We start from the raw sequence: 17,951 nt of genomic DNA on the forward strand, positions 1-17,951 counted from the left end.
GAACGGACCGGTCGGCCGGGGTCCCGTCGCGCGGGGTCAGTCCCGGTCGCGCGGGAAGGCTCCGGTGGCGACGACCAGGGTCCGGCCCCCCAGCTGTACGTTCACGTCCTCGCCGAACGGCACCCGCTCGGCCAGGTGGTAGGCGCCCGCGGGCTGCGGGTCGGAGTGCACGGTGCAGACGCCCTCGGCGGGGTCGACCACCACGTACACCGGGACACCGTGCCCGGCGTACCGGCGCAGCCGTTCCACGGAGCCGCCGCGGGGGCCCGCTGCGGGGACGACCTCCAGCACGGCCTCCAGGTCGTGCCAGGCCCAGCGGCCCCGGGCGTCGGGCCGGGTGCCCGCCGGCACCACCACGAGGTCCGGGGCGCGGCCGGGGGCCGCAACGGGAAGGTCCAGCGCGGCGTCGGGTACGGCGGCTCCGTGGCCCGCCAGCTGGTCCTCGACCTGCCGGACGGTGTCCAGGACGATCGCCCGCCGGGCCGCTCCGCGGAGGCTCATCGCGGTGCCCCCGTCCGTGGCGGCGGCCCGCACGGGAGGCCCGCAGCCGCGCGCACGCCCCGGGCGCTGCCCGTCCTCGTCGCGGTCATGGCGGCCGCCTCCCTCCGCGGGATCGGTTACCTCACGATACCGGCGGGCGCAGCGTGTTGGCGGTGGCGACGGCACGCAGCACGGCGGCGGCCTTGTTGCGGCACTCGGTGTCCTCGGCGTGCGGGTCGGAGTCGGCCACCACGCCGGCGCCGGCCTGCACGTAGGCGGTGCCGTCGCGCAGGACGGCGGTGCGGATGGCGATGGCGGTGTCGGAGTCGCCGGCGAAGTCGAGGTAGCCGACGCAGCCGCCGTACAGGCCGCGGCGGGTGGGCTCGAGCTCCTCGATGATCTGCATGGCGCGCGGCTTGGGTGCGCCGGAGAGGGTGCCGGCGGGGAAGCAGGCGGTCAGCACGTCGAAGGCCGTGCGGCCCTCGACGACCCGGCCGGTGACGGTGGAGACGATGTGCATGACGTGGCTGTAGCGCTCGATCGCCATGAAGTCGACGACCTCGACGCTGCCCGGCTCGCAGACCCGGCCGAGGTCGTTGCGGCCGAGGTCGACGAGCATCAGGTGCTCGGCCCGCTCCTTGGGGTCGGCGAGGAGTTCGGCGGCGAGTTCGGCGTCCTCGTGCGGGGTGGCGCCGCGGTGCCTGGTGCCGGCGATCGGGTGCAGCATCGCCTCGCCGTCGCTGACCTTGACCAGCGCCTCCGGGCTGGAGCCGACCACGTCGAAGCCGCCCTCGGCGGTGCCGTCCGGACCGGGGAAGCGGAAGAGGTACATGTACGGGCTGGGGTTGGTGGTGCGCAGCACCCGGTACACGTCGAGGGCGGAGGCCGGGCAGGGCGCCTCGAACCGCTGCGAGGGCACCACCTGGAAGGCCTCGCCGGCCCGGATGCGCTCCTTGATCGTCTCGACGGCCGCCCGGTAGGGGGCGCCGCCGAACGGGGAGTGCGCCTCGGCCGCGGTCGGGGTGAAGGTGGCCAGGCCCGGGTCGACCGGCTTGAGCAGGTCGGCCTCCATGGCGTCGAGACGGGCCACCGCGTCCGCGTACGCCTCGTCGACGCCGCTGGCCAGGTCGTTGTGGTTGACCGCGTTGGCGATCAGCAGCACGGTGCCGTCGACGTGGTCGAGGACGGCGAGGTCGGTGGCGAGCAGCAGGGTGAGCTCGGGGAGCTTCAGGTCGTCGGGGGTGAGGTTCGGCAGCTTCTCCAGCCGGCGGACGACGTCGTAGCCGAGATAGCCGACCATGCCGCCGGTGAGCGGGGGCAGGCCGTCGTCGGTGTGCCGGGGGGTGTGCAGGGCGGCGAGGGCGGCGCGCAGCACCTGCAGCGGGTCGCCGGTGGTGGGGATGCCGACGGGCGGGGTGCCGTGCCAGCGGGCGTTGCCCTCGGGGTCGGCGGTGAGGGTGGCGGCACTGCGGACGCCGACGAAGGAGTAGCGGGACCAGCTCTGGCCGTGCTCGGCGGACTCCAGCAGGAAGGTGCCGGGGCGCTCCCCGGCGAGGCTGCGGTAGAGCCCGATCGGGGTGAGGCCGTCCGCGAGGAGCCTGCGGGTGACGGGGATGACCCGGGTGTCTGCGGCGAGCTTGCGGAAGGCCTCGAGGTCCATGGGAGCGGGCACCGTTCGGAGAAGGGGGCGGGCTGGCGTGTGGTGCTGGGGCTGGCGTTGGTGCGGGCGTGGAGCCGGTCGAAAGGTTAGCGAGTGACCGGCAGCACGTCGGCGTCGAAGCAGGTGCGGTCGCCGGTGTGGCAGGCGGCGCCGGTCTGGTCGACCTTCACCAGCAGGGTGTCGCCGTCGCAGTCGAGGGCGACGGCGACGACCTGCTGGACGTGGCCGGAGGTGTCGCCCTTCACCCAGTACTCGCTGCGGCTGCGGCTCCAGTAGGTGCAGCGGCCGGTGGTGAGGGTGCGGTGCAGCGCCTCGTCGTCCATCCAACCCAGCATCAGCACCTCGCCGGTGTCGTACTGCTGGGCGATGGCGGGGAGCAGGCCGTCGGCGGTGCGCTTGAGACGGGCGGCGACCGCCGGGTCGAGGGCGGTGCTGCCGGGCGCTGCGGGCGTGGTGGACATGCGGCCCATTCTCGCAGGTCCCGCGCGGCGGGGTGATCAGTGTTCGCGGAGTGGGCGGGCCTCCTCGGGGCTCTCGCAGCCGTCCGGCCAGACGACCCTGACCTCCAGGCCGGCGGCGCGGGCGGCGTCGACGACGCGGGCGGGTTCGCTGCCGGGGCGGCCGTCCCAGACGGCGACCAGTTCGTCGACCATGCCGATCAGGACGCCGGCGTCGTCACCGGGCCCGCCGGCCCGGGCGGGGGCCAGCCGGTGCACGGCGCTGGCCGCGTTGAGCAGCCGGCGGCGGGTGTCGCGGCAGCCGTCCCCGGCGAAGGCGCCGGCCCGGGTCTCCTCGGCGGAGAGGACGGCCTCGATCCGGCCGCCGTGGTCGAGGACGGACTGCGCGAACCAGGTCTCCGGCCCGGGCCGGAGCCGTCCGACACCGACCAGGTCGTAGGCGCCGTGCGCGGTGACCAGCTGCCAGAGTTCGCCCCGGACGAGCATCTCGGTGAGGTCCGAGAGGGTTTCGTGCCCGATGATTCCGACTCGCATGAGAAGTTGACCCCTTGTACGGGTCGTGCCGGCCCCAGCGTACCGAGCGGCGGCCGGAGCGCGAACGACCGGAGCCCGGGAACGGGCGGAAAGCGAGGACGGGATGATCGTGGCCTTCTCCGTCACGCCGCTGGGCGTGGGCGAGGACGTGGGCGAGGCGGTGGCGGCGGCCGTGAAGGTGGTCCGCGACAGCGGGCTGCCGAACCGGACGGACGCCATGTTCACCAGCATCGAGGGCGAGTGGGACGAGGTGATGCCCGTCGTGCGGGCGGCGATCGAGGCGGTGAAGGAGTACGCGAACCGGGTCAGCACCGTGATCAAGATCGACGACCGGGCCGGGGTGAGCGGCGGACTGACCGCGAAGGTCGAGAGCGTGGAGCGGCACCTCGCCGCCCTGGAGGGCGGCGGGCAGTAGCGGTGATCCGCTGACGGCGGCGGCGGCGCCGGGCCAGAATGGCGGGGAGCCGAGGGGGTCGGGGTGGAACAGGGGCGCAGGCGGGCCGTCGTGGTGGTCGCCGTCGTGGTGGTGCTGGCGGTGGCGGCCGCGGTCTGGCTCTGGCCGGACGGCGAACGCAGGGCGGCCCCTCCCCCGCCCGCACCCGGCAGCAGCGCACCGAGCCCCTCCCCCAGCCCGTCGCCGACGCTGCCGTACCCCTTCTTCGAGCCGGGCACCTGCTTCGACCACCCGCAGCTCAGCGAGGTGATCACCCGGGCCGAGGAGCGGCCCTGCGAGCAGCCGCACGACGGCGAGGCCATCGCCAACGTCAAGCTGCCCGAGGGGCTGACCAGCGATGTGCAGATCGGGCGGGCCCTGCGGGACCTCTGCAAGGAGCCGCTCGCCGAACGGGACCGCCGCCAGGGCGGCGGCGGCCCGTACTACGGCTTCCCGCTGGGCCCCTACCTCCCGTACTACAAGCAGGGCATGCGGGACGCCACCTGCACCATGACCGTCAGCAACGTGCAGCACGGCCGCAAACTGACGGGCCGTTTCCACTGACGGACGGAAGGCACGCCAGGGGCGATCCGCGCCCCCGGGGGTGCGTCTTTCACATTCGGACGAGGCCGAGTTGGCGCATCATGGACATGTTGTCCCAGTGCCACCAGCCCTCGCAGATCATGCCGTCCTTGAAGCGGAAGGTCGTGGAGCCGGTCAGTTCGACGCGCTTGTGGGTGGCGGGCAGGCCCATGAAGTCGCCCTTGTGCATGCCGCTGAAGCTCCACATGGTGGTGACGCAGTCGCCCTCGGCGAGCTGCCGGTCGATGGTGAAGGCGAAGTCGAAGGCCTCCAGGTACTCGCCGCACTTGGCGCGGATGGCGTCCCGCCCCATGAGGTCGTTCTCGTCGGCGATGTCGTGGTCGTGGTAGTCGGTGGCGACGAGTTCGTCGAAGACGGTGAGGTCGCCGGCCGACATGCGCTGCATCAGCTGCTGGACGGCGGCCTTGTTGAGCTGCTCGTCGCGGACGATGTCCAGGTCGGTGAAGGTGGGCGGTTCGTCGCAGAGCGCCACCATCTCGTGGAAGATCCGGTCGGTCTCGGGCAGCTGGGAGTTCCGCATGGCCTCCTCGTAGGAGGGGAACTCGACGATCTCGACGACGTGCCGGGCGTCGGCGCGGTCGGCCCCGACCATCGAGTGGGTGGCCGTGCGACGGCCCCTGCTCTGCTCGATCCAGCTGTCCATCAGCCGGTTGAGGTCGTCGACCTTGTCGGTCCTGCACTCGATGAGCTGGACGAACGTCATGATGCACCTCCGGGTGGCTCCGCCCCCTGGCCCCTTGATCGTCCGCCGACCGCCGCACCCTCGGGTTCTTACGATCCTCCCGCTCCGCCCCACCGGCAAGGCACGGCCCGGGGCACGCCCTAGGGTGAGTCTTATGACGAGGTTTGCGCGGGGGGAACGCGAGCGGCTGGCGGATCTGCTGGTGGCGGCCGGGCCGCAGGCGCCGACGCTGTGCGCGGGGTGGACGACGGCCGACCTGGCGGCCCACCTGGTGCTGCGGGAGCGGCGGCCGGACGCGGCGGCCGGCATCCGGATCACGCCGCTCGCCGGGTGGACGGAGCGGGTGCAGCGCGGTTACGCGCAGCGGCCGTACGGGGAGCTGGTGGAGCTGTTCCGGTCGGGGCCGCCGGCGGTGTCGCCGTTCGCGCTGCCGGGCGCGGACGAGGCGGCCAACCTGGTCGAGTACTTCGTGCATGCGGAGGACGTCCGGCGGGCGGTGCAGGGCTGGCGGCAGGAGGAGGTCGCGGCGCCGCTGGCGGACGCGCTGTGGCGGCGGCTGCCGATGCTGGCACGGCTGGAGGCGGGCCGGAAGTCGCCGGTGCAGCTGGTGCTGGAGCGCCCGGACGGGCGGAGCGTCACGGTGGCGCACCGGACGGCGCCGACGGTGCACCTGACCGGGGAGTCGGGCGAGCTGGTGCTCTTCGCGTACGGCCGCGGGGCGCGCGCCTCGCTGTCGGTGCGCGGGCCGGAGACGGCGGTGGCCGCCCTGCGGAAGAAGCTGCCGCTGCCCGGCCCGCGCTGACCCGACAGCACCGGCCTACCCGCGCTGACCTGCGGAAACGCCGGGTTTTCGGCGAGCATCGCGCGATTGTCAGTGGCGCCGGTCACACTGGCTGGTGGCTGCGGCCTCATGCCTCCGCGCCCGGCGGAGCGGCCCGGCCACCGACCCTCGAAGGGGCGCACCACGATGCTCACCACGGAGTTCCGGACCGGCTCCCCCTGCTGGATCGACCTCGGGAGCCCGGACATCCCCGCGACCGCCGAGTTCTACAAGACCGTGTTCGGCTGGTCGTTCATGTCGCTGGGCGAGGAGGCCGGCAACTACGGCTTCTTCCAGCAGGAGGGCAGGACGGTCGCGGCGGTCGGGCCGCTGACGGAGGAGGGGGCCGCCCCGGCCTGGACGGTCTACTTCCAGACGCCGGACGCGGACGCCACCGCGAAGACCGCGGAGCAGCACGGCGGCACGGTGCGGGCCGAGCCGATGGACGTGATGACCGCGGGCCGGATGGCGCAGCTGTCGGACCCGGCGGGTGTGCAGTTCGCGATCTGGCAGCCCGGTGAGACCAAGGGTCTGGACGTGGTCAACGACCCCAACACCTTCTGCTGGGCGGAGCTCCACACTCCGGACCCGTCGGCGGCGACGGCGTTCTACCAGGCGCTGTTCGGCTGGCGCACGGAGGCGGTGGAGATGCCGGGGATGACGTACACGGTGGTCTCCACGGCCGAGGGCGGCGAGGCGCGGGAGGTCTCGCTGGGCGGTGTGGCGCCGCTGCAGAGCGAGCAGGAGCCGGTCCGCTGGGTGCCGTACTTCGAGGTCACCGATGTGGATGCGGTGCTGGGCCGGGCCGAGCACAGCGGCGGTGCGGTCGTGATGCCGGGCATGGACGTGCCGGGGGTCGGCCGGATGGGCTGGGCGACGGACCCGCACGGCGCGGTGTTCGCGATCATCAAGAGCGAGATGCCGTCCTGACGGGTTGCCGTCCCGACCTCGGGATGCCGTCCTGACCTCGGGGTGCCGCAACGCGCCCGGGCCCGCCGGTGGTCGGCGGGCCCGGGCGGTGGTCGGTGCGGCTCAGCGGACGGGGTGGCCGCTGCTGCGCAGTGCGTCCTTGACCTGGCCGATGGTCAGGTCGCCGAAGTGGAAGACGGAGGCGGCGAGCACCGCGTCGGCCCCGGCGTCGACGGCGGGGGCGAAGTCGGCGAGCTTGCCGGCTCCGCCGGAGGCGATCACCGGGACGGCGACGCATCTGCGGACGGCGCGGATCATCTCCAGGTCGTAGCCGTCCTTGGTGCCGTCGGCGTCCATGGAGTTGAGCAGGATCTCGCCGGCGCCCAACTCGGCGGCGCGGACGGCCCATTCGACGGCGTCGAGGCCGGTGCCGCGGCGGCCGCCGTGGGTGGTGACCTCGAAGCCGGAGGGCGTCACGGTGCCTTCGGGGGTGCGCCGGGCGTCGACGGAGAGCACCAGCACCTGGCGGCCGAAGCGCTCGGCGATCTCGCGGATCAGCTCGGGGCGGGCGATCGCGGCGGTGTTGACGCCGACCTTGTCGGCGCCGGCCCGCAGCAGCTTGTCGACGTCGTCGGCGGTGCGGACGCCGCCGCCTACGGTGAGCGGGATGAAGACCTGTTCGGCGGTGCGGCGCACCACGTCGTAGGTGGTCTCCCGGTCGCCCGAGGAGGCGGTGATGTCCAGGAAGGTCAACTCGTCGGCGCCCTGGGCGTCGTAGGCCTTGGCGAGCTCCACCGGGTCGCCGGCGTCGCGCAGGTTCTGGAAGTTGACGCCCTTGACGACCCGCCCGGCGTCGACGTCCAGGCAGGGGATGACACGTACTGCGAGGCTCACTGCTTGCCTTCCAAGGAGGTTGCCAGCCCGGCCCGATAGGCCTCGAGTTCGACCTCGACCATCATCCGGGAGTCGATCAGGCCCTGGACCACGACCATGGTCGCCACCGGGCGGATCGTGTCGAAGAGTTTCTTGTGCGCCCGGCCGACCTCGTCGCAGTCCCGGATGTGGGTGATGAACATCCGGGTGCGGACGACGTCGGCCGCGGAGAGCCCGTACTCGGCGAGGGCCTTGAAGGCGACCTCGAACGCCGTGAGGGTCTGCGTGTACGGGTCTCCCTCGTGATGGACCATGCCGCCCTCGAACGCGGTGGTGCCGGCGACGAGGACGGTGTCCCCGACCGCGATGGCCCGGGAGTAGCCGAACTGGTCTTCCCAGGGGGAGAAGCCGGACACTCGGTACGGACGTGATGCGGCCTGGCTCTCGGTCATCGGGACACAGCCTCCAGGGCCTCTTCGAGGGTGAACTTCTGCTCGTAGAGGGCCTTGCCCACAATGGCGCCCTCGACACCCTCGCCGGTCAGGGTGGCGATGGCGCGCAGGTCGTCCAGCGAGGAGACGCCGCCGGAGGCGACCACGGGCTTGTCGGTGGCGGCGCAGACGTTGCGCAGCAGCTCCAGGTTGGGGCCGGTGAGGGTGCCGTCGCGGTTGACGTCGGTGACGACGTAGCGGGCGCAGCCCTCGGAGTCGAGGCGGGCGAGGACCTCGTAGAGGTTGCCGCCGTCGCGGGTCCAGCCGCGGCCGCGCAGGGTGGTGCCGACGACGTCCAGGCCGACGGCGATCTTGTCGCCGTGCTCGGCGATGACCTTGGCGACCCACTCGGGGGTCTCCAGGGCGGCGGTGCCGAGGTTGACCCGGGTGCAGCCGGTGGCGAGGGCGGCGGCGAGCGACTCGTCGTCGCGGATGCCGCCGGAGAGCTCGACCTTGATGTCGAGGCGGCCGGTGACCTCGGCGAGCAGCTCGCGGTTGCTGCCGGTGCCGAAGGCGGCGTCGAGGTCGACCAGGTGCAGCCACTCGGCGCCGGCGTTCTGCCAGGCGAGAGCGGCGGCGAGGGGCTCGCCGAAGGAGGTCTCGGTGCCGGAGGCGCCCTTGACCAGGCGGACGGCCTGGCCGTCGCGGACGTCGACGGCGGGGAGCAGTTCGAGGCGGCTCATGTGTTCGACCTTCGGCTTCAGAGGGTGGTGACCCAGTTGGTCAGCAGGGCGGCGCCGGCGTCGCCGGACTTCTCGGGGTGGAACTGGGTGGCCCAGAGCGGGCCGTTCTCCACGGCGGCGACGAACGGGTGGCCGTGGGTGGCCCAGGTGACCAGCGGGGCGTGCAGCCGGGCGCTGTGGACCTCCAGCTCCCACCGGCGGACGCCGTAGGAGTGGACGAAGTAGAACCGGGTGTCGGCGCCGAGGCCGGCGAACATCCGGCTGCCCTCGGGGACGTCGACGGTGTTCCAGCCCATGTGCGGGACGATCGGGGCGTCCAGCGGTTCGACGGTGCCGGGCCACTCGTCGCAGCCCTCCGTCTCCACGCCGTGCTCGACGCCGCGGGCGAAGAGGATCTGCATGCCGACGCAGATGCCTAGGACGGGCCGGCCGCCCGCGAGGCGGCGGCCGATGATCTGCTCGCCGCGGACGGCCTTGAGGCCGCGCATGCAGGACTCGAAGGCGCCGACGCCGGGGACGAGCAGCCCGTCGGCGTCCAGGGCGGCCTGGAAGTCGGAGGTGACGGTGACGTTCGCGCCGGTGCGCTCGACGGCGCGCTGCGCGGAACGGAGGTTGCCGGAGCCGTAGTCGAGGACGACGACGTTCTTGGCCATGGAGGAAAGGTCCAGTCTCTCGAGGCCGGCTACAGGCGCATGATGCCGGCGGCCAGGCACATCACGGCGCCGATCGCGAGCACCGCGATGACGCCCTTGGGCAGCTTCTGCTTCCAGAACGAGATCACGCCGCCGGTCAGGAAGAGGCCGACGAAGATCAGTGCGATCGCGATGTTGCTCACAGGGCGCCCTTGGTCGAGGGGAGGATGCCGGCCGCGCGGGGGTCGCGCTCGGAGGCGTAGCGCAGCGCGCGGGCAAGCGCCTTGAACTGGCACTCGACGATGTGGTGGGCGTTGCGCCCGTACGGGACGTGGACGTGCAGGGCGATCTGCGCCTGCGCGACGAACGACTCCAGGATGTGCCGGGTCATGGTGGTGTCGTAGCTGCCGATCATCGGCGCCATGTTCTCCGGCTCGGTGTGCACCAGGTAGGGGCGGCCGGAGAGGTCGACGGTGACCTGGGCGAGCGACTCGTCCAGGGGAACGGTGCAGTTGCCGAAGCGGTAGATGCCCACCTTGTCGCCGAGCGCCTGCTTGAAGGCGGCGCCCAGCGCGAGGGCGGTGTCCTCGATGGTGTGGTGGGTGTCGATGTGCAGGTCGCCGTCGGTCTTGACCGTGAGGTCGAAGAGGCCGTGGCGGCCGAGCTGGTCGAGCATGTGGTCGTAGAACCCGACGCCCGTCGAGATCTCGGTCTTCCCGGTGCCGTCGAGGTCGATCTCGACGAGGACCGAGGTCTCCTTGGTGGTGCGTTCGACGCGGCCGATACGGGACATGCGGGGTTACAGCTCCTTGATCACGAGACGGACGGCGTCCAGGAAGGCGTCGTTCTCGGCGGGGGTGCCGGCGGTGACGCGCAGCCACCCGGGGACGCCGTTGTCGCGGACGAGCACGCCGCGGTCGAGGATCGCCTGCCACACGGCGTGGGTGTCGGCGAAGCGGCCGAACTGGATGAAGTTGGCGTCGGAGTCGGTGACTTCGACGCCGAGGCCGCGCAGGGCGTCGACGACGCGGTCCCGCTCGGCCTTGAGCTGCTCGACGTAGCCGAGCAGGGTGTCGGTGTGCTCCAGGCAGGCGAGCGCGGTGGCCTGGGTGACGGCCGACAGGTGGTAGGGCAGCCGGACGAGCTGCACGGCGTCGACCACGGCCGGGTCGGCGGCCAGGTAGCCGAGCCGCAGGCCCGCCGCGCCGAACGCCTTCGACATGGTGCGGGAGACCACCAGGTTGGGGCGGCCCTCGATCAGCGGCAGCAGCGAGTCGCGGTGCGAGAACTCGACGTACGCCTCGTCGACGATCACCAGGCTGGGCCGGGCGGCCTGTGCGGCCTCGTACAGGGCGAGGACGGTGTCGGCGGCGACGGCGGTGCCGGTCGGGTTGTTCGGCGAGCAGATGAAGAGGACGTTCGGCCGCTTCTCGGCGATCGCGGCGCGGGCCGCGTCGAGGTCGATGGTGAAGTCCTCGTTGCGCGGGCCGGAGATCCAGCCGGTGCCGGTGCCGCGGGAGATCAGCGCGTGCATCGAGTACGAGGGCTCGAAGCCGAGCGCGGTGCGGCCGGGGCCGCCGAAGGTCTGCAGCAGCTGCTGGAGGACCTCGTTGGAGCCGTTGGCGGCCCAGACCTGCTGCCGGGTGACGGCGTGGCCGGTGGTGCGGGTGAGGTAGGCGGCGAGGCCCTCGCGCAGCTCGACGGCGTCCCGGTCCGGGTAGCGGTTGAGGTGGCGGGCTGCCTCGGCGACCCGCTCGGCGATCCGGGCGACCAGCGGCTCGGGCAGCGGGTACGGGTTCTCGTTGGTGTTCAGCTGGACGGGGACGTCGAGCTGCGGCGCACCGTACGGGGACTGTCCGCGAAGTTCGTCGCGGATGGGGAGGTCGTCGATCTTCAAGAGTTGGGCACCGTCCAGTCGAAGCGGGCCCGGATGGCGTCACCGTGGCCGGGCAGGTCCTCGGCGTTCGCGAGGTTCACCACGTGCGCGGCGACGTCCGCCAGCGCCTCGCGGGAGTAGTCCACGACGTGGATGCCGCGCAGGAAGGACTGCACGGACAGGCCGGAGGAGTGGCAGGCGCAGCCGCCGGTGGGCAGCACGTGGTTGGAGCCGGCCGCGTAGTCGCCGAGCGAGACCGGGGCGTAGCTGCCGATGAAAACCGCGCCGGCGTTGCGGACCCGGGCGGCGACCGCACGGGCGTCGCGGGTCTGGATCTCCAGGTGCTCGGCGGCGTAGGCGTTGACCACGTCGAGGCCCTGCTCGACGTCGTCGACCAGGACGATGCCGGACTGCTTGCCGCCGAGGGCGGTGGCGACCCGCTCGCGGTGCTTGGTGTTCGCGACCTGGGTCTCCAGCTCGGCCTCGACCGCGTCGGCGAGCGCGAGCGAGTCGGTGACCAGCACGGAGGCGGCCATCGGGTCGTGCTCGGCCTGGCTGACCAGGTCGGCGGCGACCTCGCGCGGGGAGGCGGTCTCGTCCGCGAGGACCGCGATCTCGGTCGGGCCGGCCTCGGCGTCGATGCCGATCCGGCCCTTGAGCAGGCGCTTGGCGGCGGCGACGTAGATGTTGCCGGGGCCGGTCACCAGGTTGACCGGGCGGCACTCCTCGGTGCCGTAGGCGAACATGGCGACCGCCTGGGCGCCGCCGACCGCGTACACCTCGGTGACGCCGAGCAGCGCGCAGGCGGCCAGGATCGTCGGGTGGACGCTGCCGCCGAACTCCTTCTGCGGCGGGGAGGAGACGGCGATGCCGGGCACCCCGGCCTCCTGCGCGGGGACGACGTTCATCACCACGGAGGACGGGTAGACCGCGAGGCCGCCCGGCACGTACAGGCCGACCCGGTCGACCGGCACCCAGCGCTCGGTGACCGTGCCGCCCGGCACCACCTCGGTGGTGTGGTCGGTGCGGCGCTGCTCGCGGTGGACGAGGCGGGCGCGGCGGATCGACTCCTCCAGCGCGGCGCGCACCTTCGGGTCGAGGCTCTCCAGGGCGGCGGTGATCCGCTCCTCGGACACCTTGGTGGACTCGAGCTTCACTCCGTCGAAGCGCTCGGTGATCTCGACCAGTGCCGCGACCCCGCGATGGCGTACGTCCTCGCAGATCGGCCGCACCTTCTCCAGGGCGGCCTCCACGTCGAACTCGGCACGGGGCAGCAGGTCGCGCGGGTCCGAAACGGAGCCGCGCAGGTCGATTCGAGAGATCACACGGCCCAGTGTAAGGAGTGGCCGGAAACGGCGGCCGCGCATTTCAGTCCGTGATACGAAGGCTGAGACACGGGGGCGCGGAGCCCGCGGTGCGCGCCGGGGTCCCCGCCCGGCGCGGCCGGGACGCGCTCTGCGGCCGCGGCCGGACGCGCTCTGCGGCAAAAGGGCGAGGTCGCCGGGGCCTGCGGCAACTACGCTGTGCGCCGTGACAGAACGGCTGCCGCTCTTCCCGCTCAACTCGGTCCTCTACCCGGGCCTGGTGATGCCCCTGCACGTCTTCGAGGAGCGCTACCGCCGACTCGTCGCCGACCTGCTCGACCGGCCCGAGGAGGAACCGCGCCGTTTCGGGGTGATCGCCATCCGGGACGGGCGCGAGGTCGCCCCCGTCCGGGAGAACGACGGCCCGGCCGGTCCGCTGGACGGGCTGGGCACCGCCACCGGCGACCCGCTGGAGGCGCTCTACAAGGTCGGCTGTGTCGCGGACGTCACCTCCGCCCGCCGGCAGTCCGACGGCGGCTACGAGCTGCTGGTCACCGGCACCACCCGGTTCACCCTGACCTCGATCGACGCGGGCGGCGCCTACCTGGTGGGCGAGACCGAGCCGCTGGACGAGCCGCCCGGCGAGGGCTCGGGGGCGCTCGCCGCAGCGGTGGAACGGGCCTTCCGGGAGTACCGCAAGCGGCTCGCCGGGGCGCGGGAGGCGAGCCTCGCCGGCGACTCCGACCTGCCGCTCGACCCGCAGGTGCTGTCCTACCTGGTGGCGGCCGCCACCGTGCTGCCCGCGCCGGTCAAGCAGGAACTGCTGGCCGCCCCGGACACCGCGCAGCGGCTCACCGTCGAGCTGGAACTGCTCCGCCGGGAGACCGCGCTGCTGACCTGGCTGCCCTCCCTGCCGGCCGCGGACCTCACCCGCCAGGCCTTCAGCCCCAACTGACCTGACCCGGCCGACCGACCCGGCCGACCGACCGAGCCCAGGAGGGCCGCCGATGGCGAAGAAGACCAGGAAGGGCGGCCAGGGCACCCCGGCCACCGTCGCCCTGGAGGCCGCCGGAGTCGCGTACACCGTGCACGCCTACGACCACGACCCGGCCGCGGCCTCCTACGGCGGGGAGGCCGCCGAGCTCCTGGGCATCCCGGCCGGGCGGGTGTTCAAGACGCTGGTCGCCGACGTGGACGGCGCCCTGACCGTGGGCATCGTGCCGGTCTCCGGGCAGCTCGACCTCAAGGCCCTGGCGGCGGCGGTCGGCGGCAAGCGGGCGGCGATGGCCGACCCGGCGGCAGCCGAGCGCAGCAGCGGCTACGTACGCGGCGGCATCTCCCCGCTCGGGCAGCGGCGGGCACTGCGCACGGTGCTGGACGAGAGCGCGCTCGGCCACCCGACGGTGTTCGTCTCGGCCGGCCGCCGCGGCCTGGAGGTCGAACTCGCCCCGGCCGACCTGGTGGCCCTGACGAAGGCGCACACCGCACCGATCGGCCGCTGACCCGCACCCTGCGAGGGCACCACCCAGGGCAGTTCCCGCGCCCCCTGATGCGGTTGCCCGGTCACTCGCCGACGGGCGGCTCCTGCGGGTGGTGGGCCCAGGGCTGCGGGGAGGCCCAGTACGGGGGCGGGTCCTCCTCGCGTTTGCCGAAGGCGGCGGACAGGACGAGCAGCAGCACCATGGCCGTCATCGGCCACACCAGCAGGGCGCCGTGTGCGCCGAGCTCCAGCGGGGCGCTGAACCGGCCGCCGTCGCCGGCCTGCCGGGCGTGCGCGACCAGGTCGGAGGTCGGGCCGAGGCGCGTGCCGAGCTGCCAGGCGATCACCGAGCCGGCCAGGCCGCCGAGCGCGAGGCCAACAGCCACCGCGATGCCGCCGCCGCGGCGGCGGGTCGACAGGAAGGCGGCCAGCGCGGTGACCACGCCCGCGCCGAGGCCGAGCAGGGCGAAGACGCTGTCGGCGCCGGCCCGCTGCTCGCCCTCCGGGTCCGCGTACAGCAGTTGCTCGCCCTTGACGACCAGGCCCACCCGCGGGGCCAGCCAGAGCCAGAGCAGTCCGAGCACCACACCGAGCAGCGCCCCGGCGACCGTGATCAGCGCACCGATCCGCAGCTCGGGGAGCAGGGCGCGCTTCGGCCGCTCCCGTGGTGCGGGTGGGGGCGGCGGGGCGAACGGGTCGTGCGGGGCGGCCGGCTCGGCGCCCGGGCCCGTAGGTGTGTTCGGTGCGGTCACCGGGCCATCGTTTCACGACCGGGCGCGAAGCGGTCGGGTCGGGCGCGCCGTCGCACGGTCAGCGGGTGGCCCTCCGGTACGCCCAGGTGGCCGCGGTGAGCGAGCAGAGGCCGACGGCGCCGCAGACGGCGAGGTCGCCGAGGACGGCGGCCCAGTCCGGCGACGGGGCGAAGGTGCGGGCGAAGGCCTCCACGCCGTAGGTGGAGGGCAGCAGGTCGCGCAGCCAGCGGACGGGCTCCGGCAGGTTGCCGGCCGGCAGCACGCCGAGCAGCAGCGCGGCGGACATGCCGAGCTGGCCGAGCAGGGTGGCGATCTCCTGGCGCTTGGCGAGCAGGCCGCAGGCGGCGCCGAGTCCGGAGAGGGCCGCCCCGGCGAGCGGGACGACCGCGAGCAGCACCCACAGGTGGCCGACGGGCAGGTCGAAGAGCCAGGCGCCGGCCGCCGCGGTGACCAGGGTGCCGGGGAGGGTGAAGGAGGCGTAGGCGCCGGCCGCGCCGAGCACCACGGCGGCCGGCGGCACCGGCAGGGTGGCGTAGTGGTCGAGGCCGCCGGTGGCGCGCAGCCGGCCGAAGTACTGGGCGAGCAGGTTGAGCGCGACGAAGGCGACGACCAGGACGGCCGAGCCGGCCACCACGGCGTGCGCGGCCGGGTTGTCGCCGGGGTCGACGACGCCGCGCATCATCACCAGGATGCCGAGCGACTGGAAGGTGGCCACGAAGAGCAGCGGGATGCGGGCCACCTTGGCGCGGGCCAGCTGGGCGCGGTAGACCGCGGCGAGCGAGGGCAGCAGCCGGGCGGCGGGGGCGAGCTCGGCGGGGGCTGCGACGGCGGCGGGCGCCGGGGTGTCGAGGAGCGTCACTTGGCGAGTCCTTTGTGCCGTCCGCCGAGCTTGAGGTAGGCGTCCTCCAGGCTGGGGGTGGCCAGGGTGAAGTCGTCGAGGGCGGCGAAGGCGCTGCCGCTGGTGACCGCGGCGACCAGCTCGCGGGCCTGCTCGGGGGTGGTGCGGACGGTCCAGCGGCGGCCGGTGCGCTCGGCCCGGGCGGCGAGTTCGGCGACGGCGGGGACGTCGAGCGGGGCGTCGGTGCGCCACACCAGGTCGAGCCGGACGTCGCCGTCGACCAGGGCCTTCAGGCCGCCCGGGGTGTCGCAGGCGATGACCCGGCCGTCGTCGACGACGGCGACCCGGTCGAGCACCGTCTCGGCTTCGATCACGTTGTGGGTGACCAGCAGGACGGTGGTGCCGCGCTCGGCGCGGCGGCGGTCCACGGCGGACCAGACGGCGCGCCGGGCGACCGGGTCCATGCCGGTGGTGGGTTCGTCGAGGACGAGCAGCGGCCGCTCGCCGACCAGGGCGGCGGCGAAGCAGGCGAGGCGGCGCTGGCCGCCGGAGAGCTTGGCGAGCGGGCGGGCGGCGAGCGGCTCCAGGCCGAGTTCGGCGAGCACCTCGGCGGCCTCGGCGCGGGCCTGTGCGCGGCCCAGGCCGCGCAGCCGTCCGGTGGTCTCGGCGGCGAGGGCGACGGTCAGCTCGTCCAGCGCGGTGGACTCCTGGCCGAGATAGGCGAGCAGCCGGGCGGCCCGCTCGGGGTGGCGGACGACGTCGTGGCCGAGGATGTCGACGGTGCCGGCGTCCGGGCGGAGCAGGCCGGTGAGCTGGCGCACCAGGGTGGACTTGCCGGCGCCGTTCGGGCCGAGCAGGCCGAAGATCTCGCCGCGCCGCACGGTCAGGTCGATCCCGGCGTTCGCGCGGACCTCGACGGCCTTGGTGCCGCTGCCGCTGCGGTAGGTCTTGGCCAGTCCGCGGACGGTGCAGCAGGCCGGGCCCGGAAGGGTGTCCCGGGCCGGCGGCGGGTCCGGGGGTGCCTGCCGGTCGGTGTCGCTCACGCGAGAAGACTTTACGCTCCGCGGCGCCCGAACCGGGCACGGGGGCCGGTCGGGCCGGTGGGGACCACCGGGGCGCGGTCAGCCGGCCGGGGCGGTGGCGAGGACGATCGGGATGCTGCCGCAGGGGCGCAGCCGGGCGCCGTGGTGGTCGGCGCCGCCGTCGGGGCCGGTGAGCACCGCCGCGAAGTCCGGGCCGCGCAGCAGCGAGCCGGCCAGGTAGCGGGTGTCGGTGGAGACGGCGACCCGGCCGCGGGCGTTGACCAGGCAGGCGGGCCCGGGCAGCTCGCGCAGGACGGGCATCACGGCCGCCTCGAAGTGCGAGAGGTAGACGTCGGCGGCGGTGACCCCGGCGAAGGCGCCGTCGATCGTCACGGGTGCGGAGAGGGTGAGGCTGTACTCGTCCGAGCACAGGTAGTCGACGTACGGGCCGGCGACCGCGCGCAGGCCGGTGTCGCGGGGCAGTGCGTACCAGTCCCAGTGGGTGTAGTCGGAGTACGCGGAGTGGCCGGGGTCGAGGTCGAGCAGCAGCGGGCGGACGGTCCCGTCGGCGCTGCTCTGCCACCACTCCAGCCAGGCGGTGAACACCGCCCTCGTCCCGAACTACGCCGACGTCTTCGCCGGCCTGAAGAACCAGGCCTGGAACTCCGTCGACGGCGTCTCCTACGGCATCCCGCACGGCCGCGGCGCCAACCTGCTGATGTACAACACCGAGAAGGTCTCCCCCGCACCCGACTCCTGGTCGGTGGTCTTCGACAAGGCCGCGGCGTACAAGGGCAAGGTCACCGCGTACGACTCCCCCATCTACATCGCCGACGCCGCGCTCTACCTGATGAGGACGAAGCCGGAGCTCGGCATCACCAACCCGTACGCGCTGGACCGCACGCAGTTCGACGCGGCCGTCGCACTGCTCAAGGACCAGAACGCCAACGTCGGCGAGTACTGGAGCGCCTGCCTCAAGGAGATCTCCGCGTTCAAGAGCGGCGACTCCCTGGTGGGAACCAGCTGGCAGGTGATCGTCAACACCGCGCAGGCCGAGAAGGCACCGGTCGCCGCCGTACTGCCGAAGGAGGGCGCCACCGGCTGGTCCGACACCTGGATGGTCTCCGCCAAGGCCAAGCACCCGAACTGCGCCTACAAGTGGCTGGACTGGATCATCTCCCCGAAGGTGAACGCCCAGGTCGCCGAGTACTTCGGCGAGGCGCCCGCGAACGCGAAGTCCTGCGAGCAGACCGCCGCCAAGGACCACTGCACCACCTACCACGCCGCCGACGAGCCCTACTGGAAGAACGTCCACTTCTGGACCACGCCGGTCGCCAACTGCGTCGACGGCCGCAAGGACGCCAAGTGCGTGCCCTACCAGGAGTGGGTGCAGGCCTGGGCCGGGATCAAGGGCTGAGCCG

General features: G+C 73.5%; 22 protein-coding genes and 2 pseudogenes. 7 read left to right on the top strand and 17 right to left on the bottom strand.

Annotated elements, in window-relative coordinates; translation table 11 throughout:
* Positions 1–36: 36 nt before the first annotated feature.
* From ACQ614_RS09770 to ACQ614_RS09785, 4 genes are all read right to left on the bottom strand, one after another.
* Positions 37–501, bottom strand: a complete 465-nt coding sequence (locus ACQ614_RS09770) for a Uma2 family endonuclease (protein WP_431678039.1) — start codon at positions 499–501, stop codon at positions 37–39.
* A gap of 121 nt (positions 502–622) precedes the next feature.
* Positions 623–2,140: an anthranilate synthase component I gene (locus ACQ614_RS09775; RefSeq protein ID WP_431678040.1), complete on the bottom strand. Its 1,518-nt coding sequence runs from the start codon at positions 2,138–2,140 to the stop codon at positions 623–625.
* A gap of 86 nt (positions 2,141–2,226) precedes the next feature.
* Positions 2,227–2,601 (bottom strand): phosphoribosyl-AMP cyclohydrolase, encoded by a 375-nt coding sequence (gene hisI / locus ACQ614_RS09780; RefSeq protein ID WP_431678041.1) that lies wholly within the window; start codon positions 2,599–2,601, stop codon positions 2,227–2,229.
* Between the two features lie 36 nt (positions 2,602–2,637).
* On the bottom strand, positions 2,638–3,132 hold the full coding sequence (locus ACQ614_RS09785) for a hypothetical protein (protein WP_431678042.1): 495 nt from the start codon (positions 3,130–3,132) through the stop codon (positions 2,638–2,640).
* A gap of 103 nt (positions 3,133–3,235) precedes the next feature.
* Between ACQ614_RS09785 and ACQ614_RS09790 the strand changes: the two genes are divergently transcribed.
* Together ACQ614_RS09790 and ACQ614_RS09795 are read left to right on the top strand one after the other, a co-directional pair.
* Positions 3,236–3,547: an MTH1187 family thiamine-binding protein gene (locus ACQ614_RS09790; protein WP_431678044.1), complete on the top strand. Its 312-nt coding sequence runs from the start codon at positions 3,236–3,238 to the stop codon at positions 3,545–3,547.
* Positions 3,548–3,610: 63 nt separating this feature from the next.
* Positions 3,611–4,129: a hypothetical protein gene (locus ACQ614_RS09795; protein WP_431678046.1), complete on the top strand. Its 519-nt coding sequence runs from the start codon at positions 3,611–3,613 to the stop codon at positions 4,127–4,129.
* A gap of 49 nt (positions 4,130–4,178) precedes the next feature.
* Here ACQ614_RS09795 and ACQ614_RS09800 read toward each other — a convergent pair whose 3' ends face one another.
* On the bottom strand, positions 4,179–4,871 hold the full coding sequence (locus ACQ614_RS09800) for an ester cyclase (RefSeq protein ID WP_431678047.1): 693 nt from the start codon (positions 4,869–4,871) through the stop codon (positions 4,179–4,181).
* Between the two features lie 133 nt (positions 4,872–5,004).
* On the opposite strand from ACQ614_RS09800, the gene ACQ614_RS09805 reads away from it, so the two are divergent.
* Both ACQ614_RS09805 and ACQ614_RS09810 read left to right on the top strand, forming a co-directional pair.
* Positions 5,005–5,652 (top strand): TIGR03085 family metal-binding protein, encoded by a 648-nt coding sequence (locus tag ACQ614_RS09805; protein ID WP_431678049.1) that lies wholly within the window; start codon positions 5,005–5,007, stop codon positions 5,650–5,652.
* Positions 5,653–5,817: 165 nt separating this feature from the next.
* Entirely contained in the window at positions 5,818–6,600 is a 783-nt protein-coding gene (locus ACQ614_RS09810; RefSeq protein WP_431678050.1) for a VOC family protein, read from the top strand.
* 102 nt (positions 6,601–6,702) lie between these two features.
* On the opposite strand, the gene hisF is transcribed toward ACQ614_RS09810, so the two are convergent.
* The 8 genes from hisF to hisD are packed head-to-tail and all read right to left on the bottom strand — an operon-like array spanning position 6,703 to position 12,459.
* A complete protein-coding gene (gene hisF, locus ACQ614_RS09815; protein ID WP_431678052.1) occupies positions 6,703–7,473 on the bottom strand; it encodes an imidazole glycerol phosphate synthase subunit HisF in 771 nt (256 codons plus the stop codon).
* Positions 7,470–7,904, bottom strand: coding sequence for a RidA family protein (locus ACQ614_RS09820; RefSeq protein WP_431678053.1), 435 nt, complete (start codon positions 7,902–7,904; stop codon positions 7,470–7,472). The genes hisF and ACQ614_RS09820 overlap by 4 nt, the downstream gene beginning before the upstream one ends.
* Positions 7,901–8,626, bottom strand: a complete 726-nt coding sequence (gene priA, locus ACQ614_RS09825; protein ID WP_431678054.1) for a bifunctional 1-(5-phosphoribosyl)-5-((5-phosphoribosylamino)methylideneamino)imidazole-4-carboxamide isomerase/phosphoribosylanthranilate isomerase PriA — start codon at positions 8,624–8,626, stop codon at positions 7,901–7,903. Before priA ends, ACQ614_RS09820 begins: the two co-directional genes overlap by 4 nt.
* A gap of 17 nt (positions 8,627–8,643) precedes the next feature.
* A complete protein-coding gene (gene hisH / locus ACQ614_RS09830; RefSeq protein ID WP_431678055.1) occupies positions 8,644–9,279 on the bottom strand; it encodes an imidazole glycerol phosphate synthase subunit HisH in 636 nt (211 codons plus the stop codon).
* Between the two features lie 29 nt (positions 9,280–9,308).
* On the bottom strand, positions 9,309–9,461 hold the full coding sequence (locus ACQ614_RS09835) for a hypothetical protein (protein WP_363491086.1): 153 nt from the start codon (positions 9,459–9,461) through the stop codon (positions 9,309–9,311).
* A complete protein-coding gene (hisB, locus tag ACQ614_RS09840) occupies positions 9,458–10,051 on the bottom strand; it encodes an imidazoleglycerol-phosphate dehydratase HisB (protein ID WP_095876876.1) in 594 nt (197 codons plus the stop codon). Before hisB ends, ACQ614_RS09835 begins: the two co-directional genes overlap by 4 nt.
* 6 nt (positions 10,052–10,057) lie before the next feature.
* Positions 10,058–11,155: a histidinol-phosphate transaminase gene (locus ACQ614_RS09845; RefSeq protein WP_431678057.1), complete on the bottom strand. Its 1,098-nt coding sequence runs from the start codon at positions 11,153–11,155 to the stop codon at positions 10,058–10,060.
* Entirely contained in the window at positions 11,152–12,459 is a 1,308-nt protein-coding gene (gene hisD, locus ACQ614_RS09850) for a histidinol dehydrogenase (RefSeq protein ID WP_431678058.1), read from the bottom strand. The genes ACQ614_RS09845 and hisD overlap by 4 nt, the downstream gene beginning before the upstream one ends.
* A gap of 205 nt (positions 12,460–12,664) precedes the next feature.
* Here hisD and ACQ614_RS09855 point away from each other — a divergent pair, with 205 nt between their 5' ends.
* Positions 12,665–13,393 carry an LON peptidase substrate-binding domain-containing protein gene (locus tag ACQ614_RS09855; RefSeq protein WP_431678059.1) on the top strand — a complete coding sequence of 243 codons (729 nt, stop codon included), beginning with the start codon at positions 12,665–12,667 and terminating at the stop codon, positions 13,391–13,393.
* Between the two features lie 52 nt (positions 13,394–13,445).
* Positions 13,446–13,940, top strand: a complete 495-nt coding sequence (gene ybaK, locus ACQ614_RS09860; protein ID WP_363491076.1) for a Cys-tRNA(Pro) deacylase — start codon at positions 13,446–13,448, stop codon at positions 13,938–13,940.
* A gap of 61 nt (positions 13,941–14,001) precedes the next feature.
* On the opposite strand, the gene ACQ614_RS09865 is transcribed toward ybaK, so the two are convergent.
* From ACQ614_RS09865 to ACQ614_RS09880, 4 genes and pseudogenes are all read right to left on the bottom strand, one after another.
* On the bottom strand, positions 14,002–14,670 hold the full coding sequence (locus ACQ614_RS09865; protein WP_431678061.1) for a hypothetical protein: 669 nt from the start codon (positions 14,668–14,670) through the stop codon (positions 14,002–14,004).
* Between the two features lie 58 nt (positions 14,671–14,728).
* Positions 14,729–15,529, bottom strand: a complete 801-nt coding sequence (locus tag ACQ614_RS09870; protein ID WP_431678062.1) for an ABC transporter permease — start codon at positions 15,527–15,529, stop codon at positions 14,729–14,731.
* The gene (locus ACQ614_RS09875; RefSeq protein ID WP_363491243.1) at positions 15,526–16,464 is read right to left on the bottom strand and encodes an ABC transporter ATP-binding protein; all 939 of its coding nucleotides are present in this window, start codon (positions 16,462–16,464) and stop codon (positions 15,526–15,528) included. Before ACQ614_RS09875 ends, ACQ614_RS09870 begins: the two co-directional genes overlap by 4 nt.
* A gap of 165 nt (positions 16,465–16,629) precedes the next feature.
* A pseudogene (locus ACQ614_RS09880) lies at positions 16,630–17,127 on the bottom strand (hypothetical protein); the annotation flags it as partial.
* Between ACQ614_RS09880 and ACQ614_RS09885 the strand changes: the two are divergent.
* Positions 17,126–17,947, top strand: a pseudogene (locus tag ACQ614_RS09885) (extracellular solute-binding protein); the annotation flags it as partial. The pseudogenes ACQ614_RS09880 and ACQ614_RS09885 sit on opposite strands and share 2 nt — an antisense overlap.
* Positions 17,948–17,951: the final 4 nt, after the last annotated feature.

Origin of the sequence: Kitasatospora dryopteridis, from assembly GCF_050749075.1 — a bacterium.
Taxonomy (GTDB): Bacteria; Actinomycetota; Actinomycetes; order Streptomycetales; family Streptomycetaceae; genus Kitasatospora.

What these genes read in the sequence shown, in the direction of transcription:
- ybaK (WP_363491076.1), top strand. Translation starts at nt 13,446, where the DNA reads ATGGCGAAGAAGACCAGGAAGGGCGGCCAGGGCACCCCGGCCACCGTC.
- ACQ614_RS09810 (WP_431678050.1), top strand. Translation starts at nt 5,818, where the DNA reads ATGCTCACCACGGAGTTCCGGACCGGCTCCCCCTGCTGGATCGACCTC.
- ACQ614_RS09800 (WP_431678047.1), bottom strand. Translation starts at nt 4,871, where the DNA reads ATGACGTTCGTCCAGCTCATCGAGTGCAGGACCGACAAGGTCGACGAC.
- ACQ614_RS09790 (WP_431678044.1), top strand. Translation starts at nt 3,236, where the DNA reads ATGATCGTGGCCTTCTCCGTCACGCCGCTGGGCGTGGGCGAGGACGTG.
- priA (WP_431678054.1), bottom strand. Translation starts at nt 8,626, where the DNA reads ATGAGCCGCCTCGAACTGCTCCCCGCCGTCGACGTCCGCGACGGCCAG.
- ACQ614_RS09820 (WP_431678053.1), bottom strand. Translation starts at nt 7,904, where the DNA reads ATGACCGAGAGCCAGGCCGCATCACGTCCGTACCGAGTGTCCGGCTTC.
- hisH (WP_431678055.1), bottom strand. Translation starts at nt 9,279, where the DNA reads ATGGCCAAGAACGTCGTCGTCCTCGACTACGGCTCCGGCAACCTCCGT.
- hisB (WP_095876876.1), bottom strand. Translation starts at nt 10,051, where the DNA reads ATGTCCCGTATCGGCCGCGTCGAACGCACCACCAAGGAGACCTCGGTC.
- ACQ614_RS09775 (WP_431678040.1), bottom strand. Translation starts at nt 2,140, where the DNA reads ATGGACCTCGAGGCCTTCCGCAAGCTCGCCGCAGACACCCGGGTCATC.
- hisI (WP_431678041.1), bottom strand. Translation starts at nt 2,601, where the DNA reads ATGTCCACCACGCCCGCAGCGCCCGGCAGCACCGCCCTCGACCCGGCG.
- ACQ614_RS09805 (WP_431678049.1), top strand. Translation starts at nt 5,005, where the DNA reads ATGACGAGGTTTGCGCGGGGGGAACGCGAGCGGCTGGCGGATCTGCTG.
- ACQ614_RS09785 (WP_431678042.1), bottom strand. Translation starts at nt 3,132, where the DNA reads ATGCGAGTCGGAATCATCGGGCACGAAACCCTCTCGGACCTCACCGAG.
- ACQ614_RS09770 (WP_431678039.1), bottom strand. Translation starts at nt 501, where the DNA reads ATGAGCCTCCGCGGAGCGGCCCGGCGGGCGATCGTCCTGGACACCGTC.